Origin of the sequence: Aeromonas encheleia (assembly GCF_900637545.1) — a bacterium.
In the GTDB taxonomy this organism is placed as follows: domain Bacteria; phylum Pseudomonadota; class Gammaproteobacteria; order Enterobacterales; family Aeromonadaceae; genus Aeromonas; species Aeromonas encheleia.
Map to the genome: position 1 here is coordinate 4,132,110 of NZ_LR134376.1, position 15,889 is coordinate 4,147,998.

Here is a 15,889-nt window from a genome sequence, read left to right on the forward strand (position 1 = left end):
TTATTCTCTGCGCGCAGCATGTACGGACGAGAATGACATGAAAATCCCACCTTTGATCAGTTACTTGGGCAAGTCCGTCGGCTTCGGCCTCACCGTCGCGGCGCTCCTGTTGCTGCTGTTTCCCAATTTTCGAGGTGGTGCCCCCCTGCCGGGCCTCATCACCAATGCCCGCGAGCTGAGCTTCTCCTACGCCGCCCATCGCGCCGGCCCTGCCGTCGTCAACATCTACACCCGCAGCTTCGCCGGCAATCGTGGCGAGAAGGCCGAACTCAGGCCACAGGGGCTGGGCTCAGGCGTCATCATGAACCAGCGCGGCCACGTGCTGACCAACTACCACGTCATCGCCGATGCGGACCAGATCATAGTCGCGCTGCAAGATGGCCGGGTATTCAGCGCCGAGCTGATCGGCACCGACAAGCTGACCGATCTGGCGGTGCTCTACATCGAATCCGATAACCTGCCGGTCATCCCGCAGGATCCGGAGCGGCTGCCGGATGTGGGGGACGTGGTGCTCGCCATCGGCAATCCCTACAACGTCGGCCAAACCATCACTCAGGGCATCATCAGCGCCACCGGCCGGATCGGCCTCTCCAGCATGGGACCGGACAGCAATGGCCGGCAGGATCTGCTGCAGACCGATGCCGCCATCAACGAGGGCAACTCGGGCGGCGCCCTGGTCAACGGCCGTGGCGACCTGGTGGGCATCAACACCGCCGCCTACCACCTCAACGGCAATCAGGAGAGCTACGGCATCAGCTTCGCCATCCCCTACAAGCTGGCCAAGCGCATCATGGACGAGCTGATCGCCAACGGCCGGGTCATTCGTGGCTACCTCGGCGTCTCCAGCGTCGAGATCAACCCCATAGTCGCGCGCATGATGAACCTCGGCGATCTGCAGGGCCTGGTGGTGGAGAGCCTGGATCCCAACGGTCCCGCCACCAAGGCAGGGCTCAAGCGGGGTGACGTGCTGCTCAAGATCAACGGGGAAGCCATCAGCGGCGTGCGGGCCGTGATGGACAGGATCGTCGAGAGCCGCCCCGGCACCAAGCTCCGCATCTCGGTGATCCGCAACGGCAAGCCGCTGGACGTCGAGGTCGTCATCGAGGAAGACGTGCGCTACCAGAACCTGCCGAGTACCAGCGCCGCCTCCGCCAGCTGAGGCGAGACCCGACCACCACAAGGGGCGCCATTGGAGCCCCTTGTCATTCCTCCCTCCCTGGTTCCCCCGCATGAGTTCTCCCCCACTCCGTGAGATGACTCACAGTTTCCGCCAACGATCCCACCCTGGTCACCGCCGCGAAAGTGCGGGCCCGATCACATAGAGTCGGCTCCGATAGCCCCCCTTTGCTCCCCTGGCACACGGAAAGGGTCCCTTTCGAGGAGTTCCGGCCTGGGATTTCCATTTCGAATCGGAAAAACACTGCCTCCTCTGCATTTCCCCCCGGGCTTAGAGTAAGGCTATTCCTTCTGCCAGCCTTGGAGAGCAGACATTGACTACCGACACCCATGACACCGCCCTGACCCCGGACAGCCCGCCGCTGCTGCGCAAGACCGAGCTGGTCCTGGCCCGCATCCACAGCCTGCTCGGCGAGCAGGGCATCATCCCCAACGAGGTGCAGAAGCAGATGCTCGCCTCCCACGTCAAAGCCATGGTGTGGCGCTCTCATAGCGGTGAATCCCTGCCGGAGGTCGACCTCAGCCTGTTCGAGGAGATCTCCCCCCTTTCCCTGCGACTGGCCGAACAGGTTGTCGCCTGGCTGGACAGGCTGGCCCATGAAGAGGCGCACCTCTTGTCCGTCCATTTCGAAGTTGCCAAAGAAAATGAACTCAGCTCAGCTGCTCGACCAGTAACCACAGGAGATATCTAAATGTCAGCCATCAAACTCGTGATTGGAGATCGTCTCGGCAAGGGTCAGAAAGTGGGCGCAGGGGCGGAAGCCGCCGGCGCCAGCGTGACCGTCATCCCCGGCATGGCCGCGGACATGAAGCTCGGTGATGTGATGAACAAGGAGCAGGCGGATCTCGGCATCTCCTTCTGCGGCAGCGGCGGCGCCGGCGCCATCACCGCCCAGACCAAGTACGGCTACAAATGCCGCTACGGCATGCGCTCCGTCGAGGAGGGCGTCACCGCCATCAATGACGGCTGCGTGGTGCTCGGCTTCGGCTTCATGGACAAGGAAGAGCTGGGCCAGAAGCTGGTCGAAGCCTTCGCCAAGAAACACGGTCGCGCCTGATGAAAGAGGACTTCACCACCCAGGTCATCGTCAACGGCAAGGGGACGACCCGCCAGCAGGCGTTCGCTTCCGCCCTCAGCCAGGTGCAGCACAGCCTGCTCAAGGACAACCCGCGGGTGATGCTGCGGATCGAGCCGGTCGAGGTACGGGTGCTCAAGGCCGAGGAATCGGTCCGGGTGGAGAAGTTCCTGTTCTTCTTCCTGCCGCGCCAGCGCCGCGAGTTCCGCGTCCAGCTGGAGATCACGGTCAAGGTCAGCAGCCTGGACGCCGACAAGGTGACGTTCACCCTGGTGTGATGCCTCGACGGGCACAACCCCACAAAAAGGACATGTTGGATGTTTCTAATCATTCTTTTCAAATCATTGATCATCGGCGGCCTGGTGGGCGTCGGGGTGGGAGCCGGCGCGGCGCGGATGTTCCACGCCCCGACCGTGCAGGGTATGGGCGCCTTCCGCACCCTGGGTGAGCTCAACTCCTGCGAAGGGGATCCCGCCTCCCACTTCTCCTTCGGCCTCGGCTTCTTCTTCAACGCCTGGGCCTCTACTGTGGCGGCCGGCGCCTTCACTCAGGACGTGGATCACCGCATCATCCCGCACTGGGCCACGGCCGCGCTGCTGGTCAAGAACCGGGATCTCGCCACCACTCTGCACGATCCCAAGAAGATGGCCATCGCCAGCGGCATCATAGGTGCCATCGTGGTCGCCTTCCTCAACAGCACCGCCGCCGCGGTTCCCGAGGCCCTGCAGGTCACCGCCGTCAAGGTACTGGTGCCGGCCGCCAACCTGCTGGTCAACACCGTCATGCCGGTGATCTTCTGGCTGGCCGCCATCGAGGCGGGCAAGAAGTCCGGCTTCTGGGCCACCATCTTCGGCGGTCTGGCGCAGCTCATCATGGGCAACGCCGTGCCGGGTCTGGTGCTCGGCATCCTGATCGGCAAAGGGGTGGAAGAGAGCGGCTGGAACCATGTCACTCGCGTGATGATGGGCGCCATAGTGCTGCTGTTCGTGCTGAGCGGATTCTTCCGCGGCTTCGATATGAAACTGATTGAATCCTTCCACATGGGCATTCCCCTGTGGCTGGAGAACGTCCATAACCTGCTTAGCGGCAAATAAGGGGCCACCACATGGATGAGAAACTGAGAAACAACTTCTGGTATGCCGACTGGTCCTTCCCCATCTTCGTCGGCCTACTCTCGGCCGGCGTCTTCGCCGGGACCCACATGTTCTACCTGTATGGAGTCGGGGCCTTCAACGAGGTGGCCTTCGTCTCCATGCTGAAAGCCGGGATAGACACCGGTGCCTATGGCGCGGTCGCGGCCTTCGGCGCCAGCTTCCTGTTCGCCCGCATCATCGAGGGCTCCCTGGTGGGGATCCTGGATATCGGCGGCGCCATTCAGACCGGGGTCGGACTGGGCGTCCCCGCCCTGTTGCTGGGAGCCGGCATCGTCTACCCGATAGAGAACTTCGGTGCCTCGCTGGTGACCGGGATGGCCATCGGGGTCGCCATCGGCGGCATCATCATCCTGGCGCGCAAATTCACCATCAACCAGAGCAACTCCACCTACGGGGCGGATGTGATGATGGGTGCGGGCAACAGCTCGGGTCGCTTCCTCGGCCCCCTGATCATCCTCTCAGCCATGGGCGCCTCCATCCCCATCGGGCTGGGCTCCCTGCTGGGTGCGCTGCTGTTCTACGTGTGGGGCAAGCCCATCACCGGCGGCGCCATCCTGGGTGCCATGCTGCTCGGGACCTTCTTCCCGATCGCCCTGGTCTAAGCACAGGCCGTCCTTGGGGGCGGCATTTCAGAGGTCATCAGCATGTATGACATGATCATCAGAGCGGGGCGCCAGGGAAACGGCGAGCTCATCGACATCGCCATTCAGGATGGCAAGATTGCGGCCCTCGGCCAGCTGCCAGCGACGGCCGAGGCGAAGCAAACCCTCACTCTGGCCGGTGCGGTCGGGGTGAGCGCGGGCTGGATCGACGGCCACACCCACTGCTATCCCGCCTCCCCCATCTATCAGGATGAACCTGACAAGGTCGGCGTAGAGTCCGGCGTCACCACCGTCATCGATGCCGGCAGCACGGGCGCCGACGACGTGGACGCGTTCCAGCGACTGGCGGCCGGTTGCAAGACCCGGGTGCACGCCCTGCTCAACATCTCCCGCATCGGCCTGCTGCGCCAGAACGAGCTGGCCGACAGCCGGGATCTGGATGTCGGGCTGGCATCTGCCGCCATCGCCCGCCACCCGCGGTTCATCGTCGGCCTCAAGGCCCGCATGAGCGGCAGCGTAGTGGGCGAGAACGGTCTGCAGCCGCTGCGCATGGCCAAGGCGCTGCAACAGGCCCACGGCCAGTTGCCGCTGATGGTGCATGTGGGCAACACCCCGCCCGAGCTGGACGAGATCGTCGCCCTGCTCGGCCAGGGGGATCTGCTGACCCACTGCTTCAACGGCAAGCCGAACCGTATCCTGACCCCGGCCGGCGAGCTGCGGGTCGCGGTGCGCGAGGCGATGCAACGGGGTCTGCGGCTCGACATCGGCCACGGTGGCGCCAGCTTCAGCTTCGAGGTGGCGGAGGCCGCCATCCGTCAGGGGATCCTGCCCCACACCATCAGCTCGGATATCTACTGCAAGAACCGCATCAAGGGGCCCGTGTACAGCCTGGCCCACGTGATGTCCAAGTTTCTCGCCATCGGCATGACGCTGGAGCAGGTGCTCGCCTGCGTCACCAGTCAGGCCGCCGAGGCGCTGCGCCTCCCTGGCAAGGGTCGGCTCGAGCTGGGGGCCGATGCCGATCTGACCCTGTTCGAACTGGCCAGCGGCCCGGCCCTGTTTATGGATACCGAGGCGCAATCCCGCCACGGCGATCTGCAACTGCTTCCCCTCGCCGCCCTGGTGGGCGGTGACCTGGTTCTCACTCAATATGGAAAATCCCACCATGCCTTCTGTGTATGAGAAATATCAGCTCAAACCGGTGATCAACGCCTCCGGGCGCATGACCCTCCTCGGCGTCTCCACCCCGGAGCAGGAGGTGGTCGACGCGGTCAACTTCGGCCTAGGCCACTACTTCGAGGTGAAGGATCTGGTCAACAAGACCGGCGCCTACCTCGCCGGCCTGCTCGGCGTGGAGGATGCGGTGGTGGTCTCCTGCGCCAGTGCCGGCATCGCCCAGTCGGTGGCTGCCGTCATAGTGCGCGGCGATGCCTACCGGCTGGAGCAGCTGCACGCCCATGCCCACGGGGTGCCGAGCGAGATAGTGCTGCCCAAGGGCCACAACGTGAACTTCGGCGCCCCGGTGGGCACCATGGTCAACCTGGGGGGCGGCAAGGTGGTGGAGGCAGGCTATGCCAACGAATGCTCCCCCGCCCAGCTGGCCGCCGCCATCAACCCCAATACCGCCGCCATCCTCTACATCAAGTCTCACCACTGCGTGCAGAAGAGCATTCTGTCGGTGGCCCAGGCCGCCGAGGTGGCCAGGGCCCACCAGCTGCCGCTCATCGTCGATGCGGCCGCGGAAGAAGACTTGCAGCTCTACTACAACCAGGGGGCGGATCTGGTCATCTACAGCGGCGCCAAGGCCATCGAGGGGCCCACCAGCGGCCTGGTGCTCGGCAAACGCCAGTATGTGGAGTGGGTCAAGCAGCAGGCCAACGGCATAGGCCGCGCCATGAAGGTAGGCAAGGAGGGGATCCTCGGCCTGACCCACGCCATCGAGCGCTATCTGGTCAAGGAGAAGGAGAGTGGCGCCGCCATGGTGGCCAAGATGACCCCCTTCATCGAGCGCCTCAACCAGTTGCCCGGCGTCAGGGCCCAGGTGGTGTGGGACAGTGCCGGGCGCGACATCGCCCGCACCGACATCGCCTTCGACCATGCCCGGCTCGGCATCACCACCCTGCAGCTGGTGGATCGCCTGCAACAGGGCAATCCGGCCATCTACTGCCGCGGCTACAAGGCCAACGAGGGCCACATCGAGATCGACGTGCGCAGCGTCAGCCCGGCCCAGCTCGACCAGATCCATGCCGCCATCGCCCAGTTAACCCAGGAGACCCGCTGATGTCCCTTACTCCCAACTACTACCTTGACCGTGTCTGCCTCAACGTGCTGGCCGGCTCCAAGCAAAATGCCGTCGATATCTATGAGGCCGCCGAGGGCCACGTGCTGGTCGGCGTGCTCTCCAAGAACTACCCGGATGTGCCCTCCGCCGTCGCCGACATGGGTGAGTACGCGAAGCTTATCGACAACGCCCTCTCCATCGGCCTGGGCGCAGGCGATCCCCGCCAGTCCGCCATGGTGGCCGAGCTGGCCCGCCAGCTGCAGCCCCAGCACGTCAACCAGGTGTTCACCGGGGTCGGTGCCAGCCGGGCGCTGCTCGGTCAGCCTCACACCCTGGTCAATGGCCTCATCTCCCCCACCGGCACCCCCGGTATGGTGAAGATCTCCACCGGCCCGCTGAGCGCCGGCCAGGCCGATGGCATAGTCCCCATCGATACCGCCATCGCCCTGCTCAAGGACATGGGGGGCAGCTCGGTCAAGTTCTTCCCCATGGGCGGCCTCGCCTGCCGTGACGAGTACCAGGTGGTGGCCGAGGCCTGTGCCCGCCACGGTTTCTGGCTGGAGCCTACCGGCGGCATCGATCTCGACAACTTCGAGGAAATCGTCCGCATCGCGCTGGCGGCCGGGGTCGAGAAGGTGATCCCCCACGTCTACAGTTCCATCATCGACGGCGAGAGCGGCCAGACCCGCCCCGAGGATGTGCGCACCCTGCTCGCCATGATGAAGCGACTGCTGGCGTGATATGACTGGCACCGGCCCACTTCCCGGCCGGTGCCTGGCTTGTGCATGTCCCGCTTGTTAACATCGATCCTCATCCCGCGACAGGAGTCTCGCTTCCCCATGACCAAGCTGCCCCACCCCAGACTCCACCAGCTGCTGACCCTGCTCCATGCCGAACCGCTGCCACAGGAAGAGCTCGCCCATCGCCTCAATGTTTCCACCCGCACGGTACGCACCGACGTGGCGACCCTCAACGAGCTGATTGCCACCCACGGTGGCCATCTGATCCACCAGCGCGGCTGCGGCTACCAGCTCAAGATCTACAATCAGGGGCTGTTTGATGAGTTGCTGGCGGCGCAGGAGCAGGAGAGCAGCCTGCCCCGCACCAGCCGTGAGCGGGTGCTGCATCTGCAGCTGCTGCTGCTCACCGCCGAACAGGGGATCAAGCTCGATGAGCTGGCGGATACCTGGTATCTGAGCCGGGCCGCGCTGCAGGGGGACATGGCGGAAGTGCGGGAGCGGCTTGCCCATTTCGGGCTCAGCATCGACAGCAAGCCGCGACTCGGCATGCGCATCCAGGGGGAGGAGACGGCGATCCGGGCCTGCCTTACCCAGTTGCTCTATCGGGAACAGATCCGCAACCACCCGTTGCAAGGCTTGCTGCCGAACCTCTGCCCCAGCAAGACGCGGGAGGTCATCGGTAATCGCATTCATGCGCAGCTCGGACATCATCAGCTGCGGCTGGCGGACGAAAGCCTGCAACAGCTCACCATCTACTGCGCCGTCGCCCTGCTGCGGCAGGCGGCAGGCCACGAACTGCTGGCGTTCAGCAGCGAGGACCTCACCGCCCCCCTGGCGGCAGTGGCCCGCGACATCTATGCCGAGCTGCCGACCCTGACACCGCCGGGCGAGCAGGAGATCATCTGCCTCGCCATCCAGATCCAGGCCCGTCTCATCGCCGATACCCCGCAGCTCAGCCCGACCATGGCAGCCGAGAGCGCCCAGCTGGTCGCGCACCTGCTGGACTACATCCACCAGCACTATCCCTATGATCTGCGCCACGACAGCCAGCTGCACTCCGATCTGCTGACCCACATCAGCGCCATGCTGCTGCGGATCAAATACCAGATCGGCAGCCACAATCCGCTGGCGGAACACATCAGGCAATATTATCCCCTCGCCTACGACATCACCCTGGCCGCCATCTCGGAGTGGATCAAGCAGACCCCCTATCACCTGACCCATCACGAGATAGGCTATCTGGTGATCCACATCGGGGTCGGGCTGGAGCGTCACTACGACATCGGCTACAGCCGTCCACCCCAGGCGCTGCTGCTGTGCGACGCGGGCAATGCCACCTTCCGGGTGCTGGAGGCGCGCATCAAGCGGGAATACCCCCAGCTGCAGCTGAGCAGCCTGGAGTCGGTGCGGGACTACGAGAGCCTGCCACGGATAGCGCAGGACTTTGTCATCAGCACGGTCAAGGTGAGCGAGAAGAATGCCCCCGTGGTGCAGGTGGCGCCCTTCCCGACCCAGTACCAGCTGGAGCAGCTCGGCAAGCTGGTGCTGATCGATCGCACCCGCCCCTACCTGCTCGACAAGTACTTCGATGCCGAACACTTCATGGTGGTGGATGAACCGCTCAGCCAGGCCAGTCTGTTTGCCCGGATCTGCGATCGGCTGGAGCGGGAGGATCTGGTGGAGGAGGCGTTCAGGGGCTCCCTGCACGAGCGGGAGCGGATCGTCTCCACCATGCTGGGGGATGGCATAGCCCTGCCCCACTCCCTCGGCCTGCTGGCGCGCCGCACCCTGGTCTACACGGTACTGGCGCCTCAGGGCATCGAGTGGGGCAATGGCGAGACCGCCACCCTCATCTTCGCGCTGGCCATCGCCAAGGCCGACTATGAGGAAGCGATGGGACTCTACGATCTGTTCCTGGCGCTGATGAACGAAAAAGCCAGCAAGAATCTGCTGGCTTGTCGGGATTTCGCCAGCTTCAAGGCGCTGGCACGCACCGGATCATGACGGGAGAGGAGGCGAGCCTCACTCCTCGTTGAAGCCCGAGGTGAACAGCGCCACCACGGCGGCCAGGGCCTCTTCTTCTTCCGGCCCCTCCACCTGCACCTCAACCTGCTTGCCTTGGGCGGAGTCCAGCATCAGCAGGCCGATCACGCTGTCCGCATCGGCCTCGACGCCGTCCTCGTTGCGCAGCAGCACATGGGCATCGAAACCCTGCACCAGCTCGAACAGCATCATGGCAGGTCTGGCGTGCATTCCCAGCTTGTTTTTGACTTCTACCGAGGCGGAAACAGTCATCTGAGCGTCCTATTGATCTGTCAGGCTTGGGTTGAGCGCTTGTCGAGGGTGCGGTGGCGGATCTGCACGTTCTTGCCGAGCAGGCGGAACGCGCTGGCCAGCCGCTCGGCGATGAACACGGATCTGTGCTGACCGCCGGTACAGCCGATGCCGACCGTCACATAGCTGCGATTGTTGCGCTCAAGGTGCGGCAACCAGGTCCCCAGCATGTTCTCGATCTGCTGGATGAACAGCATCACGTCCGGCTGGCCGGACAGGTAGTTGGCCACGGGCTCATCCTGACCGGTGAAGGGCTTGAGCTCGGGGATCCAGTGCGGATTGGGCAGGAAGCGGGCATCAAACACGAAGTCGGCATCCTTGGGGATACCGTACTTGAAGCCGAACGACTCGAACACCAGCACCAGCTCGTTCTCTTTCTTGCCGAGCACCCGGGTCTTGATGAGCTCGCTGAGGTCATGGATGCTGAGACTTGTGGTGTCGATGCGCAGATCGGCGGTGGAGGAGAGCGGCGCCAGCAGGTGGGTCTCCTCACGGATCGCCTCATCCAGCGACAGCTTGTTGCGAGACAGGGGGTGCAGCCGGCGGCTCTCGCCGTAGCGCTTGAGCAGGGTATTGTTGTCGGCATCGAAGAAGAAGCTGGAAAACTCCACCCGCCCCTCGTTGCGCACCTGGGCCAGCAAGTTTTCCAGCCGGTCGGGCTGAGTGGGCAGGTTGCGCACGTCTATGCTGACCGCCAGCTTGTCATACTGGCTCTCGACCGAGACGATCAGCTGGGGCAGCAGATTGACCGGCAGGTTATCCACACAGTAATACCCCAGATCCTCCAGTACCCTCAGGGCCACCGTCTTACCGGAGCCCGAGCGACCGCTTACCACTATTAACTGCATCTTGTCCCCTCACGCCAACATGGCTGTATCATGCCCGGCATCAGGCCGAGGTCATGATCTGGTAGAGTTCTTCGTCGCTGGTCGCCTGGCGCAACTGGCGGCAGACGGCCTTGTCACCCAGCTTGGATGCCATCAGGGAAAGGGTCTTGAGGTGCTGCTTGCACTCGCTTTCCGGCACCAGCAAGGCAAAGAGCAGGTCAACCGGTTGGTTGTCGATAGAATCGAATGGGATGGGTTCGGAGAAGGTCATCAGCACGGCGGTCGGGACGAACGCATCGTCGATCCGGCCGTGAGGAATGGCAATACCGGCACCGATCCCGGTACTGCCCATTTTTTCCCGCGCCAGCAGACTCTCAAACAGCACCTGACGGGAGGCGCCCAGGCGCTCTGCGGCCAGTTCACTGATGATCTCGAGGGCGCGTTTCTTGCTGGTACAAGGGACCGCACTCTTGGTGCAGTCCCGACTCAGTATGTGTTCAAGTTGCATAGTTATTTTTGATTTAACTTATCTTTGTGCTTGATGATCTGCCGATCCAGTTTATCCAGCAGGGTATCAATCGCAGCATACATGTCGGCATGCTCCGAATTGGCGAACACCTCTCCCCCGCTGACGTGCAGCTTGGCTTCGGCAATCTGGTTCAGTTTTTCGACGCTCAACACCACATGCACGTTGTTGATATGTTCAAAGTGACGCTCGAGTTTGGCAAATTTGCTATTCACATAATCACGCAGAGCTTCGGTAATCTCGACATGGTGTCCGGTCAGGTTAATTTGCATAACGTCTTCCTTTTGTTTGCCTAAACCAGGCGCTTACGCTGATTGGATGGCGGGATCAACAAGGATTCACGGTACTTTGCGATCGTGCGTCTCGCCACCATAATACCCTGTTCGGCCAGCAAATCCGCGATCTTGCTATCACTAAGCGGTTTGGCAGGGTTCTCTGCCGTCACCAACTTTTTGATCAGGGCGCGAATTGCGGTCGATGAGCACTCTCCTCCTCCCTCCGTATTGACGTGACTGGAGAAAAAAAACTTCAGTTCAAAGATGCCACGGGGCGTGTGCATGTACTTCTGGGTCGTCACCCGTGAGATCGTCGACTCGTGCATCTCCACCGCCTCGGCGATGTCGTTGAGCACCATGGGCTTCATGGCCTCTTCACCGTACTCGAAGAAGCCCTGCTGCTGTTCGACGATGCAGCTGGCGACCTTGAGCAGGGTGTCGTTACGACTCTCCAGACTCTTGATGAACCACTTGGCTTCCTGCAGGTGAGAGCGGATGAACTGGGAGTCCTGACTGGTCTTGGCCTGTCTGGCCATGGCCGCGTAGGTCTCATTGACCCTAATGCGCGGCGCCGAATCCGGATTCAGTTCCACCACCCACTTGTAGCCCTTCTTGACCACGGACACATCCGGGATCACATATTGAGACTCGTTCTGGATGATGCCATTGCCTGGCCTTGGCTCCAGCTGCTGGATGAGATCCAGCACCTCCTTGAGGTCGCTCTCCTTGAGTTTGGTCTTGCGCGCCAGGGTCCGGTAATCGCGGTTGCCGAGCAAGTCCATGTGCTCATTGATCACCTCCCTCGCCTCATTGAGCCAGGGCAGATCGGGCGCATACTGGCCGAGCTGGATCAGCAGACACTCCTGTACCGAACGGGCGGCAATGCCGATCGGATCGAAATGCTGCACCCGCTTGAGCACGGCTTCGACTTCATCCAGTTCGACTTCTACCTCATCGCTGCTGACTGCAGCCTGAATATCCTCGAGAGAAACGGTCAAATAGCCGGATTCGTCGATGGCGTCGATGATGGCGAGGGCAATGGCGGCATCCAGATCGCTGAAGGGGGTCAGTCGCATCTGCCACAGCAGATAGTCCTGCAGGCTCTCGGTGGTTTCCCCCTGGTAGACGCTGTCCTCCCCATCGTGGATAGGGCCGGCGCTCTGGGCCGTTCCGGCCGAATAGACATCGTCCCAGGTGGTATCCACCGGCAGCTCATCTGGCATCTTGTCCTGAGCCATGGCATCGCTGGAATCGAGTTGACTGGCGTCGACCGCCTCTTCCGGGTTGGTCTCCTGCGTCTCGCTCTCCTCTTGCTCCAGCAAGGGGTTGTTGTCGAGCGCTTGCTGAATTTCCTGCTGGAGTTCCAGCGTGGAGAGCTGGAGCAGACGAATCGCTTGTTGTAATTGTGGCGTCATGGTCAGGGACTGACCGAGACGCAACTGTAATGTCGGCTTCATCTACGTCGGGATATCCTTATGTTCAGCGAGGCAGCCACCTAACAAAAATGAGGGATGCCCCCTTACTATAGACTGAATTGATCGCCCAAATAGACGCGCTTGACCTGCTCATCGGCGAGGATATCGGCCGGAGCGCCCTCGGCAATCATCTTGCCATGGCTGACGATATAGGCTTTTTCACACACATCCAGCGTCTCTCGGACGTTGTGATCGGTGATCAGCACACCGAGGCCCCGCTCTTTCAGGTGCTGGATGATCTTCTTGATGTCTATGACGGAAATAGGATCAACACCTGCAAAGGGTTCATCCAGCAGGATGAATCTCGGCTCTGCCGCCAGGGCGCGGGCGATCTCGACCCGGCGCCGCTCCCCCCCCGACAGGCTCTGCCCCAGGCTGTCGCGGATGTGGGTGATGTTGAACTCTTCCAGCAGCTGCTCGACCTTGTCTTCCCGCTCTTCGCGGCTCAAGCCCTTGCGAGTCTGCATGACCCCCATCAGGTTGTCGAACACCGACAGACGGCGGAAGATCGAGGCCTCCTGCGGCAGATAGCCGATGCCGTTACGGGCTCGGATATGCATGGGCTGCAGGCTGATGTCCTGATCGTCGATGGTGATGAGGCCGGCGTCCCGCTGCACCAGACCCACGATCATGTAGAAGGAGGTGGTCTTGCCGGCACCATTGGGGCCGAGCAGCCCCACGATCTGGCCGGTGCCCACTTCCAGACTCACGTCGCTGACCACCATGCGGCGCTTGTAGCTCTTCTGCAGGCCGACTGCTTTTAACACTGCCATGGCTCGTTTCCTACTTCTTCTGATCGGCGGGCTTGTCGAAGTTTTCTACCTGCTCTGGCAGGAACACCGTCTTGACGCGCTGAGTGGGGCCCTTGCTCTCGGCGATCATCTTCTGCTTGACGATGTCGTAGCGGATGAGGTCGCCGGTGACCTGACTGTCTTCCTGTTTGAGCTGGCCGTTGCCGGTGATGGTGACCAACCGGTTCTTCAGCTCGTAGCGGATGCTGTTGCCGTGGGCATTGACCGGCTTGCCGTTGTCCAGGATCTGGAAGAAGGTGGCCGGGTTGCCATAGGCGGTCATCACCTCGGCGCCTTTATCGCCGGAGCGGATCACCACCACCTTGTCGGCCTTAATCTTGATGGTGCCCTGAGTGATGATCACATCATCGCTGAAGGTGATGCGATTGTCCTGCATCTCGGCCACTTGCTTGACCGCGTCCACATAGACCTTCTCGGCAAAGTCAGACTCTTTGGCATTCGCCGCACCGCACAACAGCAGGGCGGCGAGGGCCAGATTAACGTTTTTCATTGAAATAAGTGGCATGGCCTTTATCCAGTAATTCGAAATATTTACGATCCAGGTGACCCCTCAGGCCAACCCCCTCGGTCTGGAATTCCTGACCCACTATGCGGATGTGCTGATTGCTTCTCACGTCCTGAGTCACCAGGTCCAGCTCCAGATAGGGGGTATCCAGGGTGGAGATGAAGGACGCAGGCAGCAGGCCGTCCAGATGCACCTTGTCGCGCAGGATCACGTTGTCGTCGGTGTTGAGCACCCCGGTCTCGGCCGTGACCTTCCACTCGGCCTCGCCCTGCTCATCGAACATGTAGACCACCGGCTTCTCGAAGGTCGCCTGCTCGAGGATCTGGAAATACTCGGCAAACTCCGACTCCAGCCGCTCGGTCCGCTTGCCCTGTTCGTTGAAGCGGGTCGTGATCAGATTCTTGGCGGTGAAGTCAGGTTGATAATTCTCCACCTTGGTGACCGGCTCGGGGGCCAGCTCGATCTCGCCAAACTGCCAGGCCCCCAGCGCCACCAGAAACAGCAGGGCAAACAGCAGCGTCTGTCTGTTCATCGTGAGGCCTCGGGCTGGTAGTCGCCCAGCCCTTGCGCCTGCAGGATGAGGTCGCACACCTCGCGTACCGCGCCGACGCCCCCTCCCAGCCGGGTCACCAGATCCGCCTTTGCCAGCACCAGCGGATGGGCATCCGCCACCGCGATGCCGAGGCCGCAGGCCTGCATCACCGGCAGATCTATGGTGTCATCCCCCATGTAGGCCGCCTGCGACGCCTCTAGACCGAGCTTGGTCAACAATGCCTCGAAGTGGGGCAGCTTCTGATCCGCCCCTTGCACCAGGTGCTGCACTCCCAGGCCGCGCATCCGATCGCTGACGATGCGGGAGTTGCGCCCGGTGATGATGGCGATCTCCAGCCCGGCATTGAGCAGGGCACGCATGCCTGCCCCGTCGCGGGTGCAGAATGTCTTCAGTTCTTCGCCGTTATTGCCCATGTAGATGAAGCCATTGGAAAGCACCCCATCCACATCGCACACCAGCAGGCGGATCTGCGCCGCCTTGTCGTACTGGCCGCGCGTCACCGGACCATAGAGGGTCGGTACGTCTTGCATCAAATCACCCCGGCTTTCAGCAGGTCGTGCATGTTGAAGGCACCCAGTGGCCGCCTTGCTTCATCCACCACCAGCAATCCGTTAATCTTCCTGGTTTCCATCAGTTTGACGGCCTCGGCCGCCATCATCTCAGGCCCTACGGTAACACAGTTGGCCGTCATTACCTTGGCGATCGGGGTGTGATGGATGTCCACCTGCAGATCCAGGATCCGGCGCAGGTCACCATCGGTGAACAGGCCGGCCAGCAGCCCCTGCGTGTCCACGACTGCCGTCATGCCCAGGCCTTTGCGGCTCACTTCCAACAGCGCCTGGCTGATGGTGGCATCTATCCCTACCTGGGGCAACAGCTCGCCGCGATGCATCAGATCGCCCACCCGCAGCAGCAGTCGCTTGCCGAGCGAACCGCCCGGGTGAGAGAGCGCGAAGTCATCGGCGGTGAAGCCACGGGCCTCCAGCAGGGCCACGGCCAGCGCATCCCCCATCACCAGGGTCGCAGTGGTGCTGGAGGTCGGTGCCAGACCGAGCGGGCAGGCCTCCTTGTCGACCTTGATGCACAGATGCACATTGGCCTCCTTGGCCATGGTCGAGGCAGGGTTGCCGGTCATGCAGATGAGCGGGATGCCCCGGCGCTTGAGCACCGGCAGCAGGGCCAGGATCTCGTCGCTCTCGCCGGAGTTGGAGATGGCGATGATGAGGTCGCCGGCGGAGATCATCCCCAGATCCCCGTGGCTGGCCTCGCCAGGGTGCAGGAAGAAGGCTGGCGTGCCGGTGCTGGCCAGGGTCGCGGCGATCTTGTTGCCGACATGGCCAGACTTGCCCATGCCGGTGACCACTATCTTGCCGGCGCAGCGCAGCACCATCTCGCAGGCCCGAACGAAGGTCTCGTCGAGGTACTGGTAGAGGCCATCAATCGCTTGCTTTTCAATGTCCAGCACCGCACGGGCACTGCGACGAAAATCGAACAGTTCAGACACTTTTTCAGGCTTTACAGACATAAAGACACAGCTCCGGGCCGAAATTTGC

Annotated in this window: 20 protein-coding genes; 10 read left to right on the plus strand and 10 right to left on the minus strand. The window is 62.3% G+C overall.

All coding sequences use genetic code 11. From position 1 onward, the window contains the following. The first annotated feature begins 37 nt into the window (after positions 1-37). The 10 genes from degS to EL255_RS19250 all read left to right on the plus strand — a co-directional run bounded on the left by degS (position 38) and on the right by EL255_RS19250 (position 9,033). A complete protein-coding gene (degS, locus tag EL255_RS19200; RefSeq protein WP_042653280.1) occupies positions 38-1,159 on the plus strand; it encodes an outer membrane-stress sensor serine endopeptidase DegS in 1,122 nt (373 codons plus the stop codon). A 331-nt stretch (positions 1,160-1,490) separates the two neighbouring features. After that, positions 1,491-1,868: a PRD domain-containing protein gene (locus EL255_RS19210; RefSeq protein WP_042653281.1), complete on the plus strand. Its 378-nt coding sequence runs from the start codon at positions 1,491-1,493 to the stop codon at positions 1,866-1,868. Further along, a complete protein-coding gene (locus tag EL255_RS19215; RefSeq protein WP_042653282.1) occupies positions 1,869-2,234 on the plus strand; it encodes an SFCGS family glycine-rich protein in 366 nt (121 codons plus the stop codon). It begins immediately after the preceding gene. Further along, entirely contained in the window at positions 2,234-2,530 is a 297-nt protein-coding gene (locus EL255_RS19220; RefSeq protein ID WP_033132301.1) for a DUF4312 family protein, read from the plus strand. Before EL255_RS19215 ends, EL255_RS19220 begins: the two co-directional genes overlap by 1 nt. 39 nt (positions 2,531-2,569) lie before the next feature. Then, positions 2,570-3,346: a DUF4311 domain-containing protein gene (locus tag EL255_RS19225; protein ID WP_042653283.1), complete on the plus strand. Its 777-nt coding sequence runs from the start codon at positions 2,570-2,572 to the stop codon at positions 3,344-3,346. An 11-nt stretch (positions 3,347-3,357) separates the two neighbouring features. After that, on the plus strand, positions 3,358-4,008 hold the full coding sequence (locus EL255_RS19230; protein ID WP_042653284.1) for a DUF4310 family protein: 651 nt from the start codon (positions 3,358-3,360) through the stop codon (positions 4,006-4,008). Positions 4,009-4,050: 42 nt separating this feature from the next. Further along, on the plus strand, positions 4,051-5,190 hold the full coding sequence (locus EL255_RS19235; protein ID WP_042653285.1) for an amidohydrolase/deacetylase family metallohydrolase: 1,140 nt from the start codon (positions 4,051-4,053) through the stop codon (positions 5,188-5,190). Further along, positions 5,174-6,289, plus strand: coding sequence for a DgaE family pyridoxal phosphate-dependent ammonia lyase (locus EL255_RS19240; protein ID WP_042653286.1), 1,116 nt, complete (start codon positions 5,174-5,176; stop codon positions 6,287-6,289). The genes EL255_RS19235 and EL255_RS19240 overlap by 17 nt, the downstream gene beginning before the upstream one ends. Beyond that, a complete protein-coding gene (dagF, locus tag EL255_RS19245) occupies positions 6,289-7,029 on the plus strand; it encodes a 2-dehydro-3-deoxy-phosphogluconate aldolase (RefSeq protein WP_042653287.1) in 741 nt (246 codons plus the stop codon). The genes EL255_RS19240 and dagF overlap by 1 nt, the downstream gene beginning before the upstream one ends. A 99-nt stretch (positions 7,030-7,128) precedes the next feature. After that, the gene (locus EL255_RS19250) at positions 7,129-9,033 is read left to right on the plus strand and encodes a BglG family transcription antiterminator (protein WP_042653288.1); all 1,905 of its coding nucleotides are present in this window, start codon (positions 7,129-7,131) and stop codon (positions 9,031-9,033) included. A gap of 18 nt (positions 9,034-9,051) precedes the next feature. On the opposite strand, the gene npr is transcribed toward EL255_RS19250, so the two are convergent. The 10 genes from npr to EL255_RS19300 form a co-directional block, all read right to left on the minus strand. Continuing rightward, positions 9,052-9,324 (minus strand): PTS phosphocarrier protein NPr, encoded by a 273-nt coding sequence (gene npr / locus EL255_RS19255; RefSeq protein WP_042653289.1) that lies wholly within the window; start codon positions 9,322-9,324, stop codon positions 9,052-9,054. A 20-nt stretch (positions 9,325-9,344) separates the two neighbouring features. Continuing rightward, positions 9,345-10,211, minus strand: coding sequence for an RNase adapter RapZ (gene rapZ / locus EL255_RS19260; protein WP_042653290.1), 867 nt, complete (start codon positions 10,209-10,211; stop codon positions 9,345-9,347). A gap of 40 nt (positions 10,212-10,251) precedes the next feature. Then, positions 10,252-10,698 carry a PTS IIA-like nitrogen regulatory protein PtsN gene (ptsN, locus tag EL255_RS19265; RefSeq protein ID WP_042653291.1) on the minus strand — a complete coding sequence of 149 codons (447 nt, stop codon included), beginning with the start codon at positions 10,696-10,698 and terminating at the stop codon, positions 10,252-10,254. A gap of 2 nt (positions 10,699-10,700) precedes the next feature. Beyond that, positions 10,701-10,988, minus strand: a complete 288-nt coding sequence (gene hpf / locus EL255_RS19270) for a ribosome hibernation promoting factor (RefSeq protein ID WP_042653292.1) — start codon at positions 10,986-10,988, stop codon at positions 10,701-10,703. A gap of 20 nt (positions 10,989-11,008) precedes the next feature. After that, the gene (locus EL255_RS19275) at positions 11,009-12,448 is read right to left on the minus strand and encodes an RNA polymerase factor sigma-54 (RefSeq protein ID WP_042653293.1); all 1,440 of its coding nucleotides are present in this window, start codon (positions 12,446-12,448) and stop codon (positions 11,009-11,011) included. 65 nt (positions 12,449-12,513) lie between these two features. Next, positions 12,514-13,239 (minus strand): LPS export ABC transporter ATP-binding protein, encoded by a 726-nt coding sequence (lptB, locus tag EL255_RS19280; protein ID WP_042653294.1) that lies wholly within the window; start codon positions 13,237-13,239, stop codon positions 12,514-12,516. Positions 13,240-13,249: 10 nt separating this feature from the next. Then, on the minus strand, positions 13,250-13,768 hold the full coding sequence (gene lptA, locus EL255_RS19285; RefSeq protein WP_042653295.1) for a lipopolysaccharide transport periplasmic protein LptA: 519 nt from the start codon (positions 13,766-13,768) through the stop codon (positions 13,250-13,252). Beyond that, on the minus strand, positions 13,755-14,315 hold the full coding sequence (gene lptC, locus EL255_RS19290; protein ID WP_042653296.1) for an LPS export ABC transporter periplasmic protein LptC: 561 nt from the start codon (positions 14,313-14,315) through the stop codon (positions 13,755-13,757). The genes lptA and lptC overlap by 14 nt, the downstream gene beginning before the upstream one ends. Beyond that, positions 14,312-14,866: a 3-deoxy-manno-octulosonate-8-phosphatase KdsC gene (gene kdsC, locus EL255_RS19295; RefSeq protein WP_042653297.1), complete on the minus strand. Its 555-nt coding sequence runs from the start codon at positions 14,864-14,866 to the stop codon at positions 14,312-14,314. Before kdsC ends, lptC begins: the two co-directional genes overlap by 4 nt. After that, a complete protein-coding gene (locus EL255_RS19300) occupies positions 14,866-15,861 on the minus strand; it encodes a KpsF/GutQ family sugar-phosphate isomerase (protein ID WP_042653298.1) in 996 nt (331 codons plus the stop codon). The genes kdsC and EL255_RS19300 overlap by 1 nt, the downstream gene beginning before the upstream one ends. Positions 15,862-15,889 lie beyond the last annotated feature (28 nt).

Bases quoted from the DNA above. Each gene is read 5' to 3' on its own strand.
- degS (WP_042653280.1), top strand. From the start codon at position 38: ATGAAAATCCCACCTTTGATCAGTTACTTGGGCAAGTCCGTCGGCTTC.
- EL255_RS19215 (WP_042653282.1), top strand. From the start codon at position 1,869: ATGTCAGCCATCAAACTCGTGATTGGAGATCGTCTCGGCAAGGGTCAG.
- EL255_RS19220 (WP_033132301.1), top strand. From the start codon at position 2,234: ATGAAAGAGGACTTCACCACCCAGGTCATCGTCAACGGCAAGGGGACG.
- EL255_RS19225 (WP_042653283.1), top strand. From the start codon at position 2,570: ATGTTTCTAATCATTCTTTTCAAATCATTGATCATCGGCGGCCTGGTG.
- EL255_RS19230 (WP_042653284.1), top strand. From the start codon at position 3,358: ATGGATGAGAAACTGAGAAACAACTTCTGGTATGCCGACTGGTCCTTC.
- EL255_RS19235 (WP_042653285.1), top strand. From the start codon at position 4,051: ATGTATGACATGATCATCAGAGCGGGGCGCCAGGGAAACGGCGAGCTC.
- EL255_RS19240 (WP_042653286.1), top strand. From the start codon at position 5,174: ATGCCTTCTGTGTATGAGAAATATCAGCTCAAACCGGTGATCAACGCC.
- dagF (WP_042653287.1), top strand. From the start codon at position 6,289: ATGTCCCTTACTCCCAACTACTACCTTGACCGTGTCTGCCTCAACGTG.
- EL255_RS19250 (WP_042653288.1), top strand. From the start codon at position 7,129: ATGACCAAGCTGCCCCACCCCAGACTCCACCAGCTGCTGACCCTGCTC.
- npr (WP_042653289.1), bottom strand. From the start codon at position 9,324: ATGACTGTTTCCGCCTCGGTAGAAGTCAAAAACAAGCTGGGAATGCAC.
- rapZ (WP_042653290.1), bottom strand. From the start codon at position 10,211: ATGCAGTTAATAGTGGTAAGCGGTCGCTCGGGCTCCGGTAAGACGGTG.
- ptsN (WP_042653291.1), bottom strand. From the start codon at position 10,698: ATGCAACTTGAACACATACTGAGTCGGGACTGCACCAAGAGTGCGGTC.
- hpf (WP_042653292.1), bottom strand. From the start codon at position 10,988: ATGCAAATTAACCTGACCGGACACCATGTCGAGATTACCGAAGCTCTG.
- EL255_RS19275 (WP_042653293.1), bottom strand. From the start codon at position 12,448: ATGAAGCCGACATTACAGTTGCGTCTCGGTCAGTCCCTGACCATGACG.
- lptB (WP_042653294.1), bottom strand. From the start codon at position 13,239: ATGGCAGTGTTAAAAGCAGTCGGCCTGCAGAAGAGCTACAAGCGCCGC.
- lptA (WP_042653295.1), bottom strand. From the start codon at position 13,768: ATGAAAAACGTTAATCTGGCCCTCGCCGCCCTGCTGTTGTGCGGTGCG.
- lptC (WP_042653296.1), bottom strand. From the start codon at position 14,315: ATGAACAGACAGACGCTGCTGTTTGCCCTGCTGTTTCTGGTGGCGCTG.
- kdsC (WP_042653297.1), bottom strand. From the start codon at position 14,866: ATGCAAGACGTACCGACCCTCTATGGTCCGGTGACGCGCGGCCAGTAC.
- EL255_RS19300 (WP_042653298.1), bottom strand. From the start codon at position 15,861: ATGTCTGTAAAGCCTGAAAAAGTGTCTGAACTGTTCGATTTTCGTCGC.